The sequence below is a fragment of the Kribbella flavida DSM 17836 genome, assembly GCF_000024345.1.
Classification (GTDB): domain Bacteria; phylum Actinomycetota; class Actinomycetes; order Propionibacteriales; family Kribbellaceae; genus Kribbella; species Kribbella flavida.
On sequence record NC_013729.1, the window covers coordinates 6891996 to 6910871 of the forward strand.

The following is an 18876-nucleotide window of genomic DNA, read 5'->3' on the forward strand; positions in this document are numbered from 1 at the left end:
CGGTCCGGCCGCACGGTGGAAGCACACGACACCGGAGGACCGCATGACCATCACAACTCCACGCAGCGACACCCGCAGCAGCACGATCCGTCTGCCGGTCGCCGTCGCCTGCCTCTCACTCCTGTACGGCGTCCTCGGGCTGGCCTGGTTGCTCGGCATGGACGGATACCCGTTCGGGCCGGTCCCGCCCGACGGCGACAAGCTTTCGCCGTTGGCGTTCTTCCCGGAGCAGGTCGGCGCAGGTCTGGTCGCGGTGCTCGGCTTCCTCGGCGTACCGGCGGCGCTGGGCCACACGCAGACGGGGTGGACGTCGTCGGCGTACCGGCCGCTGCTGGTGTTCACGGCGCTTCAACTGCTGGTGTTCGGGGTGCTTGCGCCGAGCATGACCGTCATCGTCATCACCGGCTATCTGCTGGTCCTGGTCGGGCTGCCAGTGGCCTTCGGCTTCCTGCTGGTCGGCGCTTGGCGGCAGCGGACCACCCGGGCCCTGCTGCTCGGCGTACTGGCATTGGCCGCGGTGCTGGAGCTCACCACCGGGCTCTTCGACTGGCAGGCGTTCCGGGAGTTGGGAGCGGGCGTGGCCAGCATCCCGGAGAAGGTGGGGACTCGGCCGCTGTTCGTCTTCGGGGCGTTCCTGCTGGGCGGCGGCTGGGCCGTGCTCGGCGTACGGGGACTGCGGAGCGCCCGTGGTCGCTGCGTGCGGTGCGGACGGCCTGGTGCCTGGTGGACCCGGCCGGAGGTCGCTCGCCGCTGGGGCTGGTGGGCCACGGTCGTGGCGGCGCTCTGCCCGATGCCGTACGCGCTGCTCCGGATGACCTGGCTGCTGCCGAACCCCGTCGGCTTCGACGCCGCCACCCTGGAGGCCGAACCCGGCATCAGGCTGTTCGGGCTCGGCCTGGGACTGATCGCCCTGGCCGCCGGAATCGTCACCCTCGGCCTGATCCGCCCGTGGGGCGAGATCTGGCCACGCTGGATCCCGTTCCTGGCCGGCCGCCCGGTCGCGCTCAAGGCGGCCATCATTCCGGCGGCTACCGCGGCGACCCTGCTGCTGGTCGGAAGTGTGTCCATGGGTCAACTGCTCTGGTCGCCCGAGGTCTCCCTGCTCACCAACCTCGGCCACCTGCTGCTCTTCCCGTTCCCCCTCTGGGGCGCGTCACTGGCCCTGGCGACGGCGGCGTACTACTACCGCCGGCGTACGGCGTGTGCGGTGTGCGGGTGATCCGCCCGCCCCACGCAGGCCCTCGCTCGCTGGCACCAAGTAGGTGACCGGGCGCGAGGAGCCCGCGTGGGCGACGAACCGGCCCTGCGCCGGCCACCACGGCCGGCGCAGGGATCGGTCAGCGGAGTGCCGTGGGCGGCGGGGTCGGCTTGTTGTTGGTCCAGCCTGACTCCAGGCCGACCGTCTCGCGGCTCTTGCCGCCGCCGTGCTCACTGCTGAGGAACTTGCCGGAGACCGGGTCGATGATCAGCCTGATCGTCAGCCAGGCGGACGGGAACGAGAACTGCACCGCCGTTCCCTTGCGGCCCAGCGCATCAGTCACGTTCTGCTCGACCTTCGCACCGGGCAGGCCGGCCAGCAGCCGCAGCGCGGCGGCTCGCACCTTGGGCGGCGCGGGCGTCTCCTGCAGCAGGCCGGCCGCCATGCTTGCCAGGTACGACGTGTTGTCGGCGGCGGCAGCCCGAGCGGCCTTGTCCTTCAGCAGCCGCGCGCGCAGTGCTTCCGGAGTGGTCGGCAGGGCCAGCACCTCGCTCAACGGCACGCCGGCGGCGCCCAGCGCGTGGTACCGGTCCGCCTCCTCCGGCAGTTCCAGCAGCTCGCCACGGGTCGGCGTCGACCGGATGATCTGGTCCTTCGGCACCACCGTGTCGGTCTTGCCGAGGTTCCAGCTGGTCGGCGACCCGTGCCGTCGCCAGGCGGCTTTGTCGGCAGCGGTGGCCGGCTTGGCGCCGAGCGACCGGGTCCCGCGGTACGCCGTACCGCCGGCGCGGCCGGTCCAGGTCTCGGTCACCATCGTCTCGCGGATCTTGTACGGGTCCTTGCCCTGGTTGACGGCCAGGTCCCGGGTCCAGGCGACCCGGACCCGGAAGTACTGGCCACTGGTCGGCTCGGCGCGCTCGGCCGCCGCGGCCGCAACCAGCAGCACCTGGCCGGCGGTCAGCGCACGGACCGGCTCGGACGCACCAGGAGCGGACACCGACGGCTGGCCGGGCGGTGTCGCCGCCTCCTGACCGGAGTTCGGGGAGAGCAGCAGCGGCGTGGCCAGGGCGGCGAGCGTGACGGTCGCCGCGACGGCGGTCAGGCCGGCCCCGGTGAAACGCCGGCGCCGGGCCGCCTGCCGGGCCCGGCCCAGGTCGGCGGAGACGTCGGCGTCACTCACCAGCGGCTCCGGTCCCGCGGCCTCGTCGAGCAGGTTCTTCAGGTCGGTCATCGTGCGGTCTCCAATGTGTCCAGGGGGTCGGCAACGAGGTCGCGCAGTTTGTCCAGGCCGCGGGCGGTCTGGCTCTTGACCGTGCCTTGGCTGCAGCCCATCAGGTCCGCCACGGTGGCGACGTCCAGGTCGCTGAAGAACCGCAGGACCACGACGGCCCGTTGGCGCTTCGGCAGCTGGGCGAGCGCGTCGAGCATGACCAGGCGTTCCTCCGGCCGGCCCTCCGGCGCGGACCCGGACTGCGCCGTCGCGACCGGCCCGGTCAGCCGGCCGGACTCGGTCACGTCGTCGCTCAACGTCTCCCGGTGCCGCCAGAACCGGCGCTTCTCGTCCAGGAACACGTTCACCAGGATCCGGTCGGCGTACCGGGCGGCACCGGTGCGCTGGTCGACAGCGCTCCACTTCAGGTACAGCTTGGTCAGGGCGGTCTGCACCAGGTCCTCGGCCCAGTGCGCGTCGCCGGTGGTCAGCAGTCGGGCGACGCGGAGCATGCGCCCGCGATGGGCGGACACGTAGCGCGAGAATTCTTCGTCGCGGTCGTTCGGCACCAACGTCCTCCGGTTCGTTTCGGCGCTTCCTCACGGGTAATTACCGGTTCGGCGCACCACCCGGTTGCATCGGCACCGACGCGCTCCCGAAACGCCGAAGGGCCCCGCGGACTGGTGTCCACGGGGCCCCTCGGGTTCAGCTGGAGTCAGCGACCGGTCGAACCGGTCAGCTGTCCTGTACGCCGGTACCGCCGCCGGCGAGCTCGGTGAGCTCCAGGTCCGGCGCGCTCTTCTGCGTGCCGGTGAAGGTGAAGTACTCCGGCAGGCCGTCCTCGCCGACCGTGCCGGCGGGAGCGGCGTCGACGAGCACGATCTGGCCGGGACGCAGTTCCCCGAACAGGATCTTCTCGGCGAGCACGTCCTCCACGTCGCGCTGCAGGGCGCGGCGCAGCGGGCGAGCACCCAGGACCGGGTCGAAGCCACGGTCGGCGACCAGTGCCTTCGCCGCCGGGGTGAGCTCGATGCCCATGTCCTTGTCCTTCAGCCGCTCCTCCACCTGCGCGATCATCAGGTCGACGATCTTGACGATCTCGTCCTTGCCGTGCTGGTGGAAGACCACGATCTCGTCGACGCGGTTCAGGAACTCGGGGCGGAAGTGCTGCTTCAGCTCCTCCGTCACCTTCGCCTTCATCTTCTCGTACGAGCCCGAGGCGTCGTTGGCCTGGGAGAAGCCCAGGCTGACGGCCTTGGCGATGTCCCGGGTGCCCAGGTTCGTGGTCATGATGATGACGGTGTTCTTGAAGTCGACCACGCGGCCCTGGGCGTCGGTCAGGCGACCTTCGTCCAGGATCTGCAGCAGCGAGTTGAAGATGTCCGGGTGGGCCTTCTCGACCTCGTCGAACAGCACCACGCTGAACGGCTTGCGGCGCACCTTCTCGGTCAGCTGGCCACCCTCTTCGTAGCCGACGTAACCGGGCGGGGAACCGAACAGCCGGGAGGCGGTGTGCTTCTCGGAGTACTCGGACATGTCGAGGCTGATCAGCGCGCTCTCGTCGCCGAACAGGAACTCGGTCAGCGCCTTGGACAGCTCGGTCTTACCGACACCGGACGGACCGGCGAAGATGAACGAGCCGCTCGGCCGGCGCGGGTCCTTCAGACCCGCACGGGTCCGCCGGATCGACCGCGACAGCGCCTTGACGGCGTCGGTCTGGCCGACGTACCGCTTGGCCAGCTCCTTCTCCATGTCGAGCAGCCGGGAGGACTCCTCCTCGGTCAGCTTGAAGACGGGGATGCCGGTCGCGGTGCTCAGCACCTCGGCGATCAGCTCCTCGTCCACCTCGGCCACGACGTCCATGTCGCCGGCCTTCCACTGCTTCTCCCGCTCGGCCTTCGCGTTGATCAGCTTCTTCTCGTCGTCGCGAAGACTCGCCGCCCGCTCGAAGTCCTGGGCGTCGATCGCCGACTCCTTCTCCCGGCGCACGTTCGCGATCTTCTCGTCGAACTCGCGCAGGTCCGGCGGAGCGGTCATCCGGCGGATCCGCAACCGGGCGCCGGCCTCGTCGATCAGGTCGATCGCCTTGTCCGGCAGGAAGCGGTCGGAGATGTAGCGGTCGGCCAGCTGCGCGGCGTTCACCAGCGCGGCGTCGGTGATGGTCACCCGGTGGTGCGCCTCGTAGCGGTCACGCAGGCCCTTGAGGATCTCGATCGTGTGCGCGATCGAGGGCTCGGCCACCTGGATCGGCTGGAACCGGCGCTCCAGCGCGGCGTCCTTCTCGACGTACTTGCGGTACTCGTCGAGCGTGGTGGCGCCGATGGTCTGCAGCTCACCACGGGCCAGCATCGGCTTCAGGATGCTCGCGGCGTCGATCGCGCCCTCGGCCGCGCCGGCCCCGACGAGGGTGTGGATCTCGTCGATGAACAGCACGATGTCGCCGCGGGTGCGGATCTCCTTGAGCACCTTCTTCAGGCGTTCCTCGAAGTCGCCGCGGTAGCGCGAACCGGCCACCAGGGCACCCAGGTCGAGGGAGTAGATCTGCTTGTCCTTGAGGGTCTCGGGCACGTCGCCGCGGACGATCTGCTGGGCCAGACCCTCCACGATCGCGGTCTTGCCGACGCCCGGCTCACCGATCAGGACGGGGTTGTTCTTGGTCCGCCGGGACAGCACCTGCATGACCCGCTCGATCTCGGTCTCGCGCCCGATCACCGGGTCGAGCTTCGATTCGCGGGCGGACTGGGTGTAGTTCCGGCCGAACTGGTCGAGCACCAGGGAGCTGCTGGGCGCACCCTCGGCGGGCGCGCCGGCGGACGCCGTCTCCTTGCCCTGGTACCCGCTCAGCAGCTGGATGACCTGCTGACGGACCTTGTTCAGGTCCGCTCCGAGCTTGACCAGGACCTGCGCGGCGACACCCTCACCCTCGCGGATGAGGCCGAGCAGGATGTGCTCGGTGCCGATGTAGTTGTGGCCCAGTTGCAGGGCCTCACGCAGGGAGAGCTCCAACACCTTCTTGGCGCGAGGGGTGAACGGGATGTGCCCGCTCGGAGCCTGCTGTCCCTGGCCGATGATCTCCTCGACCTGAGAGCGGACAGCCTCCAGCGAGATACCCAGGCTCTCGAGAGCCTTGGCGGCGACACCCTCACCCTCGTGGATCAGGCCGAGCAGGATGTGCTCGGTCCCGATGTAGTTGTGGCTGAGCATCCTGGCCTCTTCCTGAGCCAGGACGACTACCCGACGGGCGCGGTCCGTAAATCGTTCAAACATCGCCAAAGCGCTCCTTGCCTCAGAGGAGTCGGACGTGCCGTGTAGGCCGACCCCCGTACATGCATGCTAGTCCCCGGCTCCGACAGGCTCGCTCTCAGCGAACAAGCGACGACCTCTCGGCCGGCCGCCCACTGGGGATCACAAGGGAACAACCTCCGGGCCGTTCCGGGTGTTCCCGGCGCGCCCGGTGTTCGCCACCAGCGAATTCGTGCCGGTGGTTGCTTCCGCAGGGATCCGGAGCGGATCCGCCCGCGGATGTGTCCACATCGTGAAACAACCGGAATGCGGACGGTCCCGGCGCCAGAACTGGCACCGGGACCGGCTCAACCTTGGACTGCTACTTGGCCTCGTTGTACGCCGCGCGCACCTCGGCCGAGATCCGGCCGCGCTCGCTCACCTCGTAGCCGTTCTCCTTGGCCCACGCCCGGATGTCCGCGGAGTCGGTCGCCGACCGGCCACGGCCCCGCGCCGTGCGTCCGGTCGTGCCACGGCGCCCGGCGACCTTGCGCCCCGCGCCGACGTACCCGGCCAGGGCGTCGCGCAACTTGGCGGCGTTCTTCTTGGACAGGTCGATCTCGTACGTCGTGCCGTCCAAACCGAAGGTCACGGTCTCGTCGGCCTTACCGCCGTCGAGATCGTCCTCGAGAACCACCTGGACCCTTTGCGCCATCGATGACAGTCCTTTCCGCGCCCGTCACCGGGCACAATCCCCCTGCCGTTTTGGTTTCCTCCTGATTTGTACCGCACAAACCCTGGAGTTGTCATTCAACAGGCGGAATGTGGAGGAAAGATGTGACTTAACCGGCAGCCCGGACCGGTACCGGCACTGTTCGTGACGAAGGGTATTCACGTCACTCCGTGTTACCCGGCGGACGAAAATAGGGCCCGGGAATTACCTCGGCGGTTGTTGTGGTATGCAACAGCCACCCGGACCCGTTTTCGGCTCACTCCGGACGCAGCAGCGGGAACAGAATCGTCTCCCGGATACCGGCCCCGGTGAACAGCATCACCAGCCGGTCCAGACCCATCCCCATGCCACCGGCCGGCGGCATGCCGAACTCCATCGCGCGCAGGAAGTCCTCGTCCAGCTCCATCGCCTCGGGATCGCCGGCGGCGGCCAGCAAGGACTGCGCCACCAGGCGTTCGCGCTGGATCACCGGGTCGTTCAGCTCCGAGTAGGCGACCCCGAGCTCGACGCCGTTGATGATCAGGTCCCAGGCCTCGACCAGGCCCGGCCGCTCGCGGTGCGGCTTGGCCAGCGGCCGCACCGACTCCGGGTAGTCGCGCACGTAGGTGGGCTGGATCAGCGTGTGCTCGACCAGCTTCTCGTAGATCTCCAGCGCGATCTCACCGGCATTCCAGCCCGGCTGCAGCTCGACCTCGTGACGCTCGGCGATCTTGATCAGGGCGGCCGCCTCGGTGCTCGCGTCCACCTCCTCGCCGACCACTTCGGAGACCAACTCGAATAGCGTCGCGTGCCGCCACGGCTGGTCCAGATCGATGGTGGACCCGTCGCGCGCCGTGATCACCGTACGACCGACCGCGCGGGCCGCGTTCCGGATCAGTTCCTCGATCAGCACGGCCATCGAATCGTAATCACCGTAGGCCTGGTAGGCCTCGATCATCGAGAATTCCGCGGCATGGGTGGAGTCCAGGCCCTCGTTGCGGAACGTCCGGCCGATCTCGTAGACCCGGTCGACACCGCCGATCATCGCCCGCTTCAGGTCCAGCTCCAGCGCGATCCGCAGCAGCATCTCCTGGTCGAAGGCGTTCAGGTGGGTCCGGAACGGCCGAGCCGCCGCCCCGCCGTTGGTCAGCTGCAGGGTCGGCGTCTCGACCTCGACGAAGGTGTGGGCGTCGAAGGTGGCCCGCAGCGACTTCAGCACCGCCGCCTTGGTCCGGACCATGTCGCGCGCCTCCGGGCGCACGATCAGGTCGACGTACCGCATCCGGACCCGGGCTTCCTCGCTCAGCGGGTTGTGCTCGTTCGGCAGCGGCCGCAGCGTCTTGGCGGCCATCTGCCAGCCGGCCGCCTGCACGGAGAGTTCGCCGCGCCGGCTGGTGACCACCTCACCGTGCACCGAGATCAGGTCACCGATGTCCACCAGCGCCTTGAACCGGGCCAGCTCCTCCTCGCCGACGTCGGCCAGCGACAGCATCACCTGCAGCTCGGTGCCGTCGCCCTCGCGCAGCCGGACGAAGCAGAGCTTGCCGGTGTTGCGCAGGAAGATGACCCGGCCGGCCACCGCGACCTGCTCGCCGGTCCGGGTGTCCGGGGCGAGGTCCTGGCCGTCGTACCGCGCGCGCAGGTCCTTGAGCAGGTGCGTGCGGCGGACCGCGAGCGGGTACGGCTGCACCCCCTCTGCCAGCAGCCGGTCACGCTTCTCCCGGCGGACCCGCAGCTGCTCAGGCAGGTCGTCCTGCCCGTGGTCGGGGGTCACCGGGGTCTCACGTGGCTCAGTCATAGGGCAAAGGCTAGTGACTGACCACCTTCGAGACCGAATCGTTTCTCGCCGCCCCGGGCTCCCGGCGCAGCGCCGAAAGCACCGGCACCACCATCACGACGGCCAGCAGGACGCAGGCCGCGCCCGAGGCCAGGAACGTCCCGCGCGGGCCGAGCAGGGCTCCGGCGGCACCGCCGAGCAGCAACGCCACCAGGCTGCAGGCCCGGGTGGAACCGGCCAGGGCAGCGATCACCCGGCCGCGCAGTGCCTCCGGCGTACGGGTCACGACGAGGGTGCTGGTGCCGGTGTTCAGCACGCCCGCGGCGAAGCCCATCCCGACCGCGCCCAAAGCCACCAGGACCAGGATCTGGGTGAGCCCCATGAGCAGGGCGGCCGCACCGATGAGCGCCGTCCCGGCGACCACTGCCAGGGCGCGGGCTCGGTCCGCCCCGAGGCGGCCCGTGCACCAGGCACCGGCGACGGCGCCGACCCCCTGACCCGCCCCAATCAGGCCGTACCCGACCGGACCGAGCCCCAGGTCGCCGGTGAGCAGGTAGACCTCCACCACGTTCAGCGCCTCCGCCGCGAGGATGAACAGCCACAGCCCCGGCACCAGCACCCGGAGCAACTGGTCACCGAGCAGACTCCGCACACCCGCCAGAGCTCCTCCGGCGTACGCCGGTCCGCCCGGATCCGGGCGCCGCCTGGTCCGCACCAACCAGGCGACGACGGCCAGACCGAGGAAGGTGGCGGCGTTGACCAGCAGCGCACCGGTGTCGCCCTGCCAGGCCACCAGCAATCCGCCCATCCCCGCGCCCGCGATGGTCGCGACCCCGGTCAGCGCTTGACTCGCACCGGTCGCCCGGCCGATCAGCTCCTCGCCGACGATCCGGGGAATCAGCGCAGCCCAGGCCGGACCGGCCACCGCTTGCCCGACCTGCAGCACGCAGACCAGCGCCAGGGTGGCGGCCAGACCGTCCGCGAGGGCGAGCCCGGCACCGGCCGCCGCCTGCAGCAGCGAGGCCGAGACCAGGACCGTCCGCGAGTCGAGGGAGTCCACGATCCGCCCGGCGAACGGGACCATCAGGACCGTCGGCAGCGCGAAGGCCAGCAGGAGCCCGGTCATCGCGAACGAGCTGGGGCCGCTGTCGGCCGAGACCCGCAGGGTGAGCGCCACCAGCGCCACCGCGTCCCCGGCGTACGAGAGGGCGCGGGCCGGCAGGACCAGCCGGACGTCAGGCCGGGACCACAGTGAACCGTGAAGTGGTTGCTTCATAGTTATGAAGTTAATGCTTCACATCAGTGACCGTCAACAGGGGCTACGCTAGGCCCGTGGCGGCGAAGAAGAAGCGGGTCGTACTCACCGATCCGCGCGCGATCCGGGCGCTGGCCCACCCGGCGCGGCAACGCATCATCGAGGAGCTCTACAGCGGCCGGGTGCTGACCGCGACCGAGTGCGCCGAGCTGGCCGGACTCACGCCGTCCGCGACCAGTTACCACCTCCGGGCGCTGTCGCGCTGGGGCGTCATCGAACGCGCCGACACCTCCGCCGACGGCCGGGAGCGGCCCTGGCGGGCGCCGGCCAAGAGCCTGGTCATCTCGTCGCAGCCGACCGTCGCCGGCCGGCTGGCCCGCCGGGCGATGGTCCGGACCGGGGTGAACCGGCTGCTCGAGCAGTTCGACGAGCTGCCCGACGACGACCCGTGGGACGACCTGGCCCAGCTCAGCCGGGGCAGCTTCTGGCTCACCCGGGCCGAGACCGAGCAACTCGGCAAAGACCTGACGGCTCTGCTCGACCGGTACCGGCACGGCCGCTCACAGACCGACCACCCGGCCGACGCCCGCCAGGTCGGCACCCTGCTGGCCGTCGTCCCGCTCGGCAAGCCGCCGGCCGACGCGGGTTAGGCGGTCAGCGGACCCGGATGACCAGGCTGGGGGTCGCGGTGCCGTAGACCGGCGTGCCCTGGTACGTCGTACCGGGGACCAGGAAGCGGTAGGCGAACGTGCCCGGACGGGTGGCCCGGAAGCTGATCTCGGCCCGTCCGTTGCGCATCGGGGTACCGCGCACGTTGCCCCAGGCCCGCCCGTTCCAGAACTGCAGCATCGCCGTGCTGTTCACCACCGGCCGGACCACCACCACCGCCTTCACCACGGCGTTGCGGTTGTGCACGTTGCCGCCCGCGTAGCCCGCACCCTGGATCAGCAGCCTGGTCCGGGTCAGGAACGCCTTGCTGCTCGACGCGCTGGACAACGCCCCGACCCGGCTGTTCAGCGGTACGTACGCCCGGTACGAGCGGGTGGCGCCGGTGTTCACCCGGACCTGGAAGTGTCCGCCCGGCTGGGTGGTGGACCGGCCGGCCTGGACCCAGGGACCGCCCGGGCGGTTCTGCGCCAGCATCACGACCGGCAACCCGGCCGACGTCGTCTGTTGCAGCGAGCAACGAGCTCCGCCGCAGCTGACCTCCTGCTGGATCGTCCGGCCACGGATCAGCATCTGCTTGCCGAACGTCCACAGCGTCGGCACGGCCACCGAGGTCGCGCTGGTCCGGCCGGCGATCTCGGCCCCGGTCAGCGAGGCCCACTCGTTGCGGGCGCGGAGCTGGAAGTAGTACGGCGGCCGGACGTTCTTCAGCACCAGCCGGGTCTTCGTGGTGGCCGCGCCGACCGGCCGGAACGGCTGCCCGTTGCTGCCGATCACCGGCGTGTACGACTGGCTGCCGGCCGGCAGGTCGAGCGGGTCGCCCGGGGTGAAGTCCTGCGCCGGCGGCGGCACCCGCCAGGTCACCACCACGTTGCGGCCCTGCGGCGTCGCGACCGCCTCAGCCGGCCGCAGCGGGCCGTCGGTGTCGAACATCGGCGACCGGGCCGGCTTGCTGGTCACCCCGCCCTGCGACGTACCGATCGCGACGGCGACCCGGTAGTTGCCGTCGGCCGGGAACGCCGAGGTGGGGATCGCCCAGGAGTTCTGCGCGTCGGCCGGCAGGTACTTCACGTACGACGGGCTGGTGGACACCACGCCCTCGATCGAGATCCGGTTCGGCGCGTTGTCGTCGGTCCAGCTGACCTGGACCGCGCTGCGCGACTCGTCCCAGCCGACCGTCACCCCGGTCGGCACCGGGTCCGACGTGCACGCCGTCAGCGCCGTCACGGCGAGCAACAGGCCGGTCACGACGGCAAGCGGCGACCGTACCCCGCTCATCGCACCTCACCTGCCTCGCGGACAACCTGAACCGCGTTGACCATACATAGTTGACACCCCGGGCTGCCTAGCAGGAGGGCCGAATCGTGATACTCCCCACCCGGATCTGCCGCGCCCGCTTCGCCGCCGCCGACCGCGCCGTGCTCGCCACCACCGGCTCCGACCTGCGCCCGCACCTCGTCCCGGTCACCTTCACCCTGACCGACGACGTGGTGGTCGTCGCCGTCGACCACAAGCCGAAAACGACCCGCAACCTTCGCCGCCTCCGCAACCTCACCGAAAACCCGAAAGCCACCCTGCTCGTCGACCACTACTCCCCCGACTGGACCCACCTGTGGTGGATCCGAGCCGACTGCACAGCCGCCGTCGTACCGACGCACCCGACCGACGGCCTGGCCGCGAAGTACCCCCAGTACGCCGAGACCTCACCAGCCGGCCCGTTCATCGTCGCCCACGTCGACCACTGGACCGGCTGGTCCGCGAGCTAGCTGGTCGCGAGTCTCCGGCGTCTCAGGAAGCGCGACGAAACCGAAGGGTGCTGTCCGCGCGTCTTGTTGCAGTCGAGGAGGTGGGGTGACACTCGGTCCAAGCACTCCAACCGGGGGGGGATCGCGATGGCCTTCATCCGTACTGCCGAGGACGGCGAGTTCTTCGAGCACAACCGCGCGCCGGCGGGGCACGTGCCGAACTTCGTGCGGACGTTCGCGGCGCGGCCTGCCGTGTACGACGCGTGGAAGCAGCTCAACGGGGCGATCAAGACGTCCATGGACCTGCGGCGGTACGAGCTCGCCACGCTGGCGGCGGCGACGGCGTTGAGATCCAGCTACTGCAGCCTGGCGCACGGGCAGGCGCTCGCGGAGCAGTTCTTCACCGCTGACGAGGTCGCCGGCCTGGTGGTCGGCGAGCCGGCTGATCCGGTCGACCAGGCCGTGATGGCCTTCGCGCGGAAGGTCGCGGTGAGCGCCGACCGCATCACGCAGGCAGACGTCGATCGCCTGCTGGCGCTGGGACTGTCCGACGAGGACGTGCTCGACGTCGCGCTCGCGGCGGCCGCGCGGTGCTTCTTCAGCAAGACGCTCGACGCGACCGGCACCACCCCGGACGCCGCCTATCGCTCGCTCCCCCAGCAGCTTCGGGAAGCGCTCACTGTCGGGCGTGAGATCGAGCAGCCCTGAGCTAGTGGTTGCGGGCGAACGCCTGGTGCAGCCCGAGCAAGGGCAGGAACGGCTCGTGGTGGGTGATCAGCGTCGACTCCGGCACGATCAGCGCGGCCAAGGCGCCGGTGGCGACCACCGGTACTGAGCCGGGAGCCAGCGACTGCTCGATGAGGATGCGGGTGACCAGGCCGTCGACCAGCGCGGTGAAGCCGAAGATGGCGCCGGACTGCAGGGCTTCGACGGTGTTCTTGGCGAGCGCGGCACGGGGGCGGACGAGTTCCACCCGGCGCAGTTGGGCGGCGGCTTCGCCGAGGGCGTCGGTCGCGGTCTCGATGCCCGGCGCGATGGCGCCGCCGACGAAGGCGCCGGCAGGGTTGACCAGATCGACCGTGGTCGCCGTACCGATGTCGACGACGACGCAGGGCGAGCCGTGGCGGTTGACCGCGGCGAGCGCGTTCGCGATCCGGTCGGTGCCGACCTCGCGGGGGTTGTCGACCAGCACGGGCAGGCCGGTCTTCACGCCCGGCTCGAGCACCACGCTCGGCAGGTCGGCGTAGTAGCGCGCGACCACGTCGCGCAGTTCGTGCAGGACGTGCGGAACGGCCGAGCAGACCGCGATGCCGGCGACCGGCGCCTCGCCGGCCAGCAGGCCGCCGAGCAGCACCGCCCACTCGTCCGCCGTACGGCGTGGGTCGGTGCCCACCCACCAGTGCCGCTTGACGGCGCCCTCGAAAACCAGGCCGACGAGGGTGCGGCTGTTCTCGACGGCGACGGCCAGCAGCATCAGGACGCGTCCTGCAGGTCCAGGGCGAGATCGAGGACCGGGGCGGAGTGCGTGAGCGCACCGACGGCGAGGAAGTCGACGCCGGTTTCGGCCACTTCCCGGGCGACCTCGAGGGTGAGTCCGCCGGAGGCCTCGAGCCGGGCCCGGCCCGCGATCTTCTCGACGGCTTCGCGCAGCTGCTCGACCGGCATGTTGTCCAGCAGGATCAGGTCCGCACCCGACTCCAGCGCGATCAGCGCGTCGTCGACGGAGTCCACCTCGACCTCGACCGCGATCTCCGGGTACGCCTTGCGCACCAGCCGGAAGGCCTCCGCCACCCCGCCGGCCGCGATCACGTGGTTGTCCTTGATCAGCGCGGCGTCGGACAGCCCCATCCGGTGGTTCTGCCCGCCACCGCAGCGTACGGCGTACTTCTCCAGCGAGCGCAGCAGCGGCATCGTCTTGCGGGTGTCCCGGATGACCGCGCCGGTGCCCTCGACCGCGTCCACCCAGCGCCGGGTCAGCGTCGCGACGCCGGACAGGTGGCAGACCAGGTTGAGCATGGTGCGTTCGGCGGTGAGCAGCTTGCGGGTCTTGCCGCGCACGGTCAGCAGCACGTCGCCGGTCCTGACCGCGCTGCCGTCGGTGACGGAGTGCTCGATCTCGACCTCGTCCGCACCCGCGACCAGCCGGATCACCAGTTCGGCGATCTGCAGGCCCGCGACCACGCCGTCCGCGCGAGCGACCAGCTCGGCGACCGAGATCTGCTGCTCGTCGACGGTGGCCGTCGTGGTGACGTCGACACCGCCGGCCAGGTCCTCCTCGATGGTGGCCCGGACCAGGTCCTCGACCCACCGCCTGTCGAGCGTGTCATCCATGGCGCTACTTCCCCTCTGATGCTTCCTTCAGTGCCACGAAGGCCGTGGCCGGCCGGGCGGACCGGCCGTCCCCCGGCAACGTGAGGTCCAGATTGCCCGACCAGCGCGCGTCGTCGCGATCCGGGTGGTCCTCACGCCAGTGCGAGCCGCGGCTCTCCTCGCGCACGGTGGCGGCCGCGACCAGGGCCGACGCGACCGTCGCCAGGTTGGTCGCCTCCCAGCTCGGCGTGCCGGGATCGGTCGCCGGCTGCTCGATCAGCTTGCCGAGCCGTTCGCCGGCGTCGGCCAGCCCGGCCGCGCTCCGGATCACCCCGGCGCCGACCGTCATCACCCGCTGCAGCTCCGGTACGACGTCCGCGTCGACCAGGCCGGGGACCCGGTGGTCCACGGCGAGCTCGCGCAGCGGCGGCAGTTCGGCGGCCAGCGAGTCGGTGATCCGGCGGGCGAAGACCAGCCCTTCCAGCAACGAGTTGGACGCCAGCCGGTTGGCCCCGTGCACGCCGGTGCAGGCGACCTCGCCACAGGCGTACAGGCCGGGCACCGAGGTCTGGCCGTGCAGGTCGGTCCAGACGCCGCCGGACGAGTAGTGACAGGCCGGCGCGACCGGGATCAGCTCGCGGACCGGGTCGATGCCGTGCGACCGGCAGGACGCCAGGATGGTCGGGAAACGGACGCGCCACTTCTCGTCGCCGAAGTGCCGGGCGTCGAGCAGCACGTGATCTTTGCCGGTAGCAAGCATCTGGCGCATGATCGCCTTCGCCACCACGTCGCGCGGCGCCAGGTCGGCGAGCTCGTGCCGGCCCTGCATGAACCGGTTGCCCTCGTGGTCGACGAGGAACGCGCCCTCGCCACGGACCGCTTCGGACACCAACGGCTGCTGGCCTTTCGCGCTCTTGCCGAGCCACAGCACGGTCGGGTGGAACTGGACGAACTCCAGGTCCCGCACCTTCGCGCCGGCCCGCAGCGCGAGCGCCATCCCGTCGCCGGTGGACACGCTGGGGTTGGTGGTCGCGGCGTAGAGCTGGCCGAGGCCGCCGGAGGCGAGGATCACCGCGCGGCTGCGGATCGCGCCGACGCCGTCGAGCTGCCCCTCGCCCATCACGTGCAGGGTGACGCCGGCGACCGCGCCGTCCTCGGCCCGGAGCAGGTCGAGCACCAGCGCGTGCTCGATGATCCGGATGTCGTCGGCCCGGGTGACCGCCGCGACCAGCGCGCGTTCGATCTCCGCGCCGGTCGCGTCGCCGCCCGCGTGCGCGATCCGGTTGCGGTGGTGGCCGCCCTCGCGGGTGAGCGACAGGTCGCCGCCGGCCAGCGTGTCGAACCGGGCACCCAGAGCGATCAGGTCCCGGACGGCGTCCGGCCCTTCGGTCACCAGCGCCCGGACCGCCGCCGGGTCGGACAAGCCGGCTCCGGCCACCAGGGTGTCCTGCAGGTGCTCCTCCGGCGTGTCCTCCGGATCGAGCGCGGCCGCGATCCCGCCCTGCGCCCACTGGGTCGATCCCGACGCGACGACGTCCTTGGTCACCACCAGCACGGAGCCGAACTCACGAGCCTTCAGCGCGGCCGTCAGCCCGGCGATGCCCGAACCGATCACCACCACGTCGACGGTGTCGGTCCAGCCGGGTTCAGGCGCCGCCAGGCGCTGCGGTACCGGAGGCGCGGAATGCACAGTCATCCCGCGACGGTATCAATGCTTGTCACCGCAAGGTGATGGAAATGTTGTCGATGAGACGGGTGGTGCCGACCCGGGCGGCGATCAGCATCCGGGCCTCGCCGGGGCCGATCACCGGGCCCAGATCGGGCGCCCGCAACGCCAGGTAGTCGATCTTCACCGAAGGTACGGCTTCCAGCTCGGCGTGGGCCGCGGCCAGCACCGCGTCGGGGCCGTGCATGCCCGCCTTCGCGCCCGCGGTGAGCGCGCGGTACAGCACCAGCGCCTCGTCCCGCTCGGTCTCGTCGAGGTAGCGGTTGCGCGACGACAGGGCCAGGCCGTCGGGCTCGCGCACCGTCGGCACCGGCACGATGTCGACGTCCCAGTCCAGGTCGCAGACCATCTCCCGGATCAGCGTGAGCTGCTGGTAGTCCTTCTCACCGAACAGCGCCAGGTCCGGCGAGGTCAGGTGCAGCATCTTCGCCACCACCGTCAGCACGCCGCCGAAGTGGCCCGGCCGGACCATGCCCTCCAGCTCGTCGGCCAGCGGGCCGGGGTGCACGGTGATCGACGGCTCGTTCGGGTAGAGCTCGTCGCGGGACGGGTTGAAGACCAGGTCGACGCCTTCGGTCTTGGCGATCGCCAGGTCGCTGGCCAGCGTGCGCGGGTACCGGTCGAAGTCCTCGGTCGGCCCGAACTGCAAAGGGTTCACGAAGATCGTCAGCACCACGCTGCCGTCCGGTCCGACCCGTTCCCGGGCCTCCGCGAGCAGCGCCGCGTGCCCGTCGTGCAGCGCGCCCATCGTCATCACGACCGCCCGGGGGCGGACCGCCGCGGCCGCCCGCAGCTCGGCCTTCGTCTGGGTGAGTCTCACCGCGGTGCCTCCCGTGTCCGATCCCGCTCCGGCGCCTGTTGCCGGTCCAGCAGTTCGGCGTACCGGGTGGCGGTGGCGGCGTCGATCCGCCCGTCGTCCGTCACCCGTTCCACCGTGGCCCGGGCCAGCTCGGCGTACGTGCTCGCCGTGCGGCCCCGCAGTACGGCGAGATGGGCAGCCACCGTGTCCACGTCGCCGCGTGCGATCGGCCCGGTCAGCGCATCATGACCGGACCGCAGCGTGTTGTCGAGACTTGCGGTCAGCAGCGGGCGAAGTGTGCCCGCGGGATCCGCGATCCCGGTCTCCCGCAGCAGGTCGAGCGCCTGGGCGACCAGCGTGATCAGGTGGTTCGCGCCGTGCACGATGCCCGCGTGGTAGAGCGCGCGGTGCTGCTCGCCGATCCACTGGACCGAGGCGCCGAGCCCTTTCACCAGCCGCTCGACGAGGTCCTCGGCCGCCGGCGGCGCCGTCGCGGTGAACACGACGCGGCGCAGGTCGACGGCTCCGCCCGGGAACGTCATCGACGGGTGCAGCGCGACCGGGACCGCGGCGACGTCACCGAGCACGGCGGTCCCGTGCGCGCCCGACAGGTGGACGACGTACTGGTCCGGTGCCAGCGGCAACGTGGCCGCCACGGTCCCGATCCGGTCGTCCGGTACGCCGAGCAGGACGACGTCCGCGCGGGCGGTCACCTCGTCCGGCGGCAGCACGGGGACGTCCGGGAGCAGCTCGGCGGCCCGGTCGAGCGAAACCCGCGAGCGCGCGCTGACGCCGGTGACGGGATACCCGGCCGACGCCAAGGCTGCTCCCAGGGCGCTGCCGGCCCGCCCGGCTCCGATGATGCCGATGCGTTCCATGTCCACTCTCTACGTTCCAGTCCCGTGGTGCGGGTACCGGACGATTGGTGCGGTTGGGGTCAGCGTAGTGCTCATCGGTGGAATGTGGTGGAGTCGTGGGTCACAGGTGGGAGCATGAGGCGTGAGCAGATTCGACCCCGTCTGGCCTGAGCCGACCGGACCGACCGCGATCCTGGTCGCGCTGCCGGAGCTCGCCGAGTTCACCGACCGCTGGCGCTCGGTCTCGTACTCCGCCGACCGGCCCGATCTGCCGCTCAGCGAACGGGTTCCACCGCACGTGACGGTCCTGGTTCCCTGGGTGACCGACCCGTCGCCGGACGACGTCCAGCGGCTCACCGACGCGGTCGCGGACGTGATCCCGTTCGAGGTCTCGTTCTCGTCGGCCGGCCGGTTCGAGGACGGTACGGCGTGGCTGCTGCCCGAGCCGTACGACGAGATCCTTGCCCTGACCAACGCCGTGCTCTTCGCCTTCCCCGAGTGCCCGCCGTACGGCGGCAAGCATCTCGACCCGCACCCGCACCTGACCATCTGCGCGGCCGGTCAAGGAGGGCCGAAGGTGGTCGCCGAGGCGGAGGAGGCGCTCGCCGTCGAGCCGCCGCCGGCCGTGCTGCTGGACGACCTGACCATCTGGCGCGAGGGCGAGGACCGGGTCTGGCAGCTGATCGGCTCCGTCCCGCTCGGGTCCGGTGCGTAGCTTCCGGGAGGCCTGGGACGAGGCGCTGTACGGCTCCGACGGCTTCTACCGGCGGGAACGACCAAGCGCCCACTTCCGGACCTCCGTGCACGCCTCGCCGCTGTTCGCCGCCGCGGTGGTCCGGCTGGCGCGGGAGATCGGCGCGCGGCAGATCACCGACATCGGCGCCGGTTCCGGCGAACTGGGCAAGGCCGTCGAGGTCCTTGCTCCCGAGCTGACGGTGACCGGCATCGAGCTGGACGACGTGCTGCCGCCGGCCCTGACCGGGCTGGTGATCGCCAACGAGTGGCTCGACAACGTGCCGTGCGAGCTCGCCGAGCTCGCCGACGACGGCGTACCACGGTACCTGCTCGCCGATCTCGGTCCGGGTGAGGTTGTCGAGGGCAAAGATCTGGCCTGGCTCGAGCGGTGGTGGCCGTTGGCGGAGCCCGGCGACCGGGCGGAGATCGGCGTGACGCGGGACGCGGCGTGGGCCGACGTGGTGTCCCGGCTCGACGACGGACTCGCCGTCGCGATCGACTACGGACACGTCCGGGCCGGCCGGCCGGCGTACGGGACACTGACCGGTTTTCGCGGCGGACGGGAGTGCGAGCCGGTGCCGGACGGCTCCTGCGACATCACCGCGCACGTGGCGCTGGACTCGCTGGGCGGCACCATCACCACCCAGCGGGACGCACTGCGTGC

The 18876-nt window shown here is 71.0% G+C and carries 17 protein-coding genes and 1 pseudogene; 6 read left to right on the forward strand and 12 right to left on the reverse strand.

Going from position 1 to position 18876, the window contains the following annotated elements:
- The first annotated feature begins 43 nt into the window (after positions 1–43).
- Positions 44–1219: a hypothetical protein gene (locus KFLA_RS31955; protein WP_012923982.1), complete on the forward strand. Its 1176-nt coding sequence runs from the start codon at positions 44–46 to the stop codon at positions 1217–1219.
- A gap of 118 nt (positions 1220–1337) precedes the next feature.
- Here the strand turns inward: KFLA_RS31955 and KFLA_RS31960 are convergent, their stop codons facing one another.
- The 6 genes from KFLA_RS31960 to KFLA_RS31985 form a co-directional block, all read right to left on the reverse strand.
- Entirely contained in the window at positions 1338–2429 is a 1092-nt protein-coding gene (locus tag KFLA_RS31960; RefSeq protein WP_012923983.1) for a CU044_5270 family protein, read from the reverse strand.
- Entirely contained in the window at positions 2426–2977 is a 552-nt protein-coding gene (locus KFLA_RS31965) for a SigE family RNA polymerase sigma factor (RefSeq protein WP_012923984.1), read from the reverse strand. The genes KFLA_RS31960 and KFLA_RS31965 overlap by 4 nt, the downstream gene beginning before the upstream one ends.
- A gap of 166 nt (positions 2978–3143) precedes the next feature.
- Entirely contained in the window at positions 3144–5675 is a 2532-nt protein-coding gene (locus KFLA_RS31970; protein WP_012923985.1) for an ATP-dependent Clp protease ATP-binding subunit, read from the reverse strand.
- A 337-nt stretch (positions 5676–6012) separates the two neighbouring features.
- Positions 6013–6345 carry a histone-like nucleoid-structuring protein Lsr2 gene (locus KFLA_RS31975; RefSeq protein WP_012923986.1) on the reverse strand — a complete coding sequence of 111 codons (333 nt, stop codon included), beginning with the start codon at positions 6343–6345 and terminating at the stop codon, positions 6013–6015.
- A gap of 274 nt (positions 6346–6619) precedes the next feature.
- Positions 6620–8140 carry a lysine--tRNA ligase gene (gene lysS / locus KFLA_RS31980; RefSeq protein ID WP_012923987.1) on the reverse strand — a complete coding sequence of 507 codons (1521 nt, stop codon included), beginning with the start codon at positions 8138–8140 and terminating at the stop codon, positions 6620–6622.
- A gap of 10 nt (positions 8141–8150) precedes the next feature.
- Complete coding sequence (locus KFLA_RS31985) at positions 8151–9395, reverse strand: MFS transporter (RefSeq protein ID WP_012923988.1); 1245 nt, start codon at positions 9393–9395, stop codon at positions 8151–8153.
- A 56-nt stretch (positions 9396–9451) separates the two neighbouring features.
- Here KFLA_RS31985 and KFLA_RS31990 point away from each other — a divergent pair, with 56 nt between their 5' ends.
- A complete protein-coding gene (locus tag KFLA_RS31990) occupies positions 9452–10024 on the forward strand; it encodes an ArsR/SmtB family transcription factor (RefSeq protein ID WP_041289576.1) in 573 nt (190 codons plus the stop codon).
- Between the two features lie 4 nt (positions 10025–10028).
- Here KFLA_RS31990 and KFLA_RS31995 read toward each other — a convergent pair whose 3' ends face one another.
- Positions 10029–11318, reverse strand: coding sequence for a hypothetical protein (locus KFLA_RS31995; protein ID WP_012923990.1), 1290 nt, complete (start codon positions 11316–11318; stop codon positions 10029–10031).
- Positions 11319–11404: 86 nt separating this feature from the next.
- Here KFLA_RS31995 and KFLA_RS32000 point away from each other — a divergent pair, with 86 nt between their 5' ends.
- Both KFLA_RS32000 and KFLA_RS32005 read left to right on the forward strand, forming a co-directional pair.
- Positions 11405–11806, forward strand: a complete 402-nt coding sequence (locus KFLA_RS32000) for a TIGR03668 family PPOX class F420-dependent oxidoreductase (RefSeq protein ID WP_012923991.1) — start codon at positions 11405–11407, stop codon at positions 11804–11806.
- 126 nt (positions 11807–11932) lie between these two features.
- Positions 11933–12493, forward strand: coding sequence for a carboxymuconolactone decarboxylase family protein (locus tag KFLA_RS32005; RefSeq protein ID WP_012923992.1), 561 nt, complete (start codon positions 11933–11935; stop codon positions 12491–12493).
- A gap of 1 nt (position 12494) precedes the next feature.
- On the opposite strand, the gene KFLA_RS32010 is transcribed toward KFLA_RS32005, so the two are convergent.
- From KFLA_RS32010 to KFLA_RS32030, 5 genes are read right to left on the reverse strand one after another with little or no spacing between them, the layout of a single operon-like run.
- Positions 12495–13259, reverse strand: coding sequence for a type III pantothenate kinase (locus KFLA_RS32010; protein WP_012923993.1), 765 nt, complete (start codon positions 13257–13259; stop codon positions 12495–12497).
- Entirely contained in the window at positions 13259–14116 is an 858-nt protein-coding gene (gene nadC / locus KFLA_RS32015) for a carboxylating nicotinate-nucleotide diphosphorylase (RefSeq protein ID WP_012923994.1), read from the reverse strand. Before nadC ends, KFLA_RS32010 begins: the two co-directional genes overlap by 1 nt.
- A 4-nt stretch (positions 14117–14120) precedes the next feature.
- Positions 14121–15791 (reverse strand): L-aspartate oxidase, encoded by a 1671-nt coding sequence (locus tag KFLA_RS32020; protein WP_012923995.1) that lies wholly within the window; start codon positions 15789–15791, stop codon positions 14121–14123.
- 22 nt (positions 15792–15813) lie between these two features.
- Positions 15814–16641, reverse strand: a complete 828-nt coding sequence (gene panC, locus KFLA_RS32025) for a pantoate--beta-alanine ligase (protein ID WP_012923996.1) — start codon at positions 16639–16641, stop codon at positions 15814–15816.
- Positions 16638–17498, reverse strand: coding sequence for a Rossmann-like and DUF2520 domain-containing protein (locus KFLA_RS32030; protein WP_012923997.1), 861 nt, complete (start codon positions 17496–17498; stop codon positions 16638–16640). The genes panC and KFLA_RS32030 overlap by 4 nt, the downstream gene beginning before the upstream one ends.
- Before the next feature lie 121 nt (positions 17499–17619).
- Here KFLA_RS32030 and KFLA_RS32035 point away from each other — a divergent pair, with 121 nt between their 5' ends.
- Both KFLA_RS32035 and KFLA_RS39160 read left to right on the forward strand, forming a co-directional pair.
- The gene (locus KFLA_RS32035) at positions 17620–18192 is read left to right on the forward strand and encodes a 2'-5' RNA ligase family protein (RefSeq protein WP_012923998.1); all 573 of its coding nucleotides are present in this window, start codon (positions 17620–17622) and stop codon (positions 18190–18192) included.
- Positions 18193–18463: 271 nt separating this feature from the next.
- Positions 18464–18838: pseudogene (locus KFLA_RS39160) on the forward strand (SAM-dependent methyltransferase); the annotation flags it as partial.
- Between the last annotated feature and the right edge of the window lie 38 nt (positions 18839–18876).

What these genes read in the sequence shown, in the direction of transcription:
- KFLA_RS31955 (WP_012923982.1), top strand. Translation starts at nt 44, where the DNA reads ATGACCATCACAACTCCACGCAGCGACACCCGCAGCAGCACGATCCGT.
- KFLA_RS31960 (WP_012923983.1), bottom strand. Translation starts at nt 2,429, where the DNA reads ATGACCGACCTGAAGAACCTGCTCGACGAGGCCGCGGGACCGGAGCCG.
- KFLA_RS31970 (WP_012923985.1), bottom strand. Translation starts at nt 5,675, where the DNA reads ATGTTTGAACGATTTACGGACCGCGCCCGTCGGGTAGTCGTCCTGGCT.
- KFLA_RS31975 (WP_012923986.1), bottom strand. Translation starts at nt 6,345, where the DNA reads ATGGCGCAAAGGGTCCAGGTGGTTCTCGAGGACGATCTCGACGGCGGT.
- lysS (WP_012923987.1), bottom strand. Translation starts at nt 8,140, where the DNA reads ATGACTGAGCCACGTGAGACCCCGGTGACCCCCGACCACGGGCAGGAC.
- KFLA_RS31985 (WP_012923988.1), bottom strand. Translation starts at nt 9,395, where the DNA reads ATGAAGCAACCACTTCACGGTTCACTGTGGTCCCGGCCTGACGTCCGG.
- KFLA_RS31995 (WP_012923990.1), bottom strand. Translation starts at nt 11,318, where the DNA reads ATGAGCGGGGTACGGTCGCCGCTTGCCGTCGTGACCGGCCTGTTGCTC.
- KFLA_RS32005 (WP_012923992.1), top strand. Translation starts at nt 11,933, where the DNA reads ATGGCCTTCATCCGTACTGCCGAGGACGGCGAGTTCTTCGAGCACAAC.
- KFLA_RS32010 (WP_012923993.1), bottom strand. Translation starts at nt 13,259, where the DNA reads ATGCTGCTGGCCGTCGCCGTCGAGAACAGCCGCACCCTCGTCGGCCTG.
- nadC (WP_012923994.1), bottom strand. Translation starts at nt 14,116, where the DNA reads ATGGATGACACGCTCGACAGGCGGTGGGTCGAGGACCTGGTCCGGGCC.
- KFLA_RS32020 (WP_012923995.1), bottom strand. Translation starts at nt 15,791, where the DNA reads ATGACTGTGCATTCCGCGCCTCCGGTACCGCAGCGCCTGGCGGCGCCT.
- KFLA_RS32030 (WP_012923997.1), bottom strand. Translation starts at nt 17,498, where the DNA reads ATGGAACGCATCGGCATCATCGGAGCCGGGCGGGCCGGCAGCGCCCTG.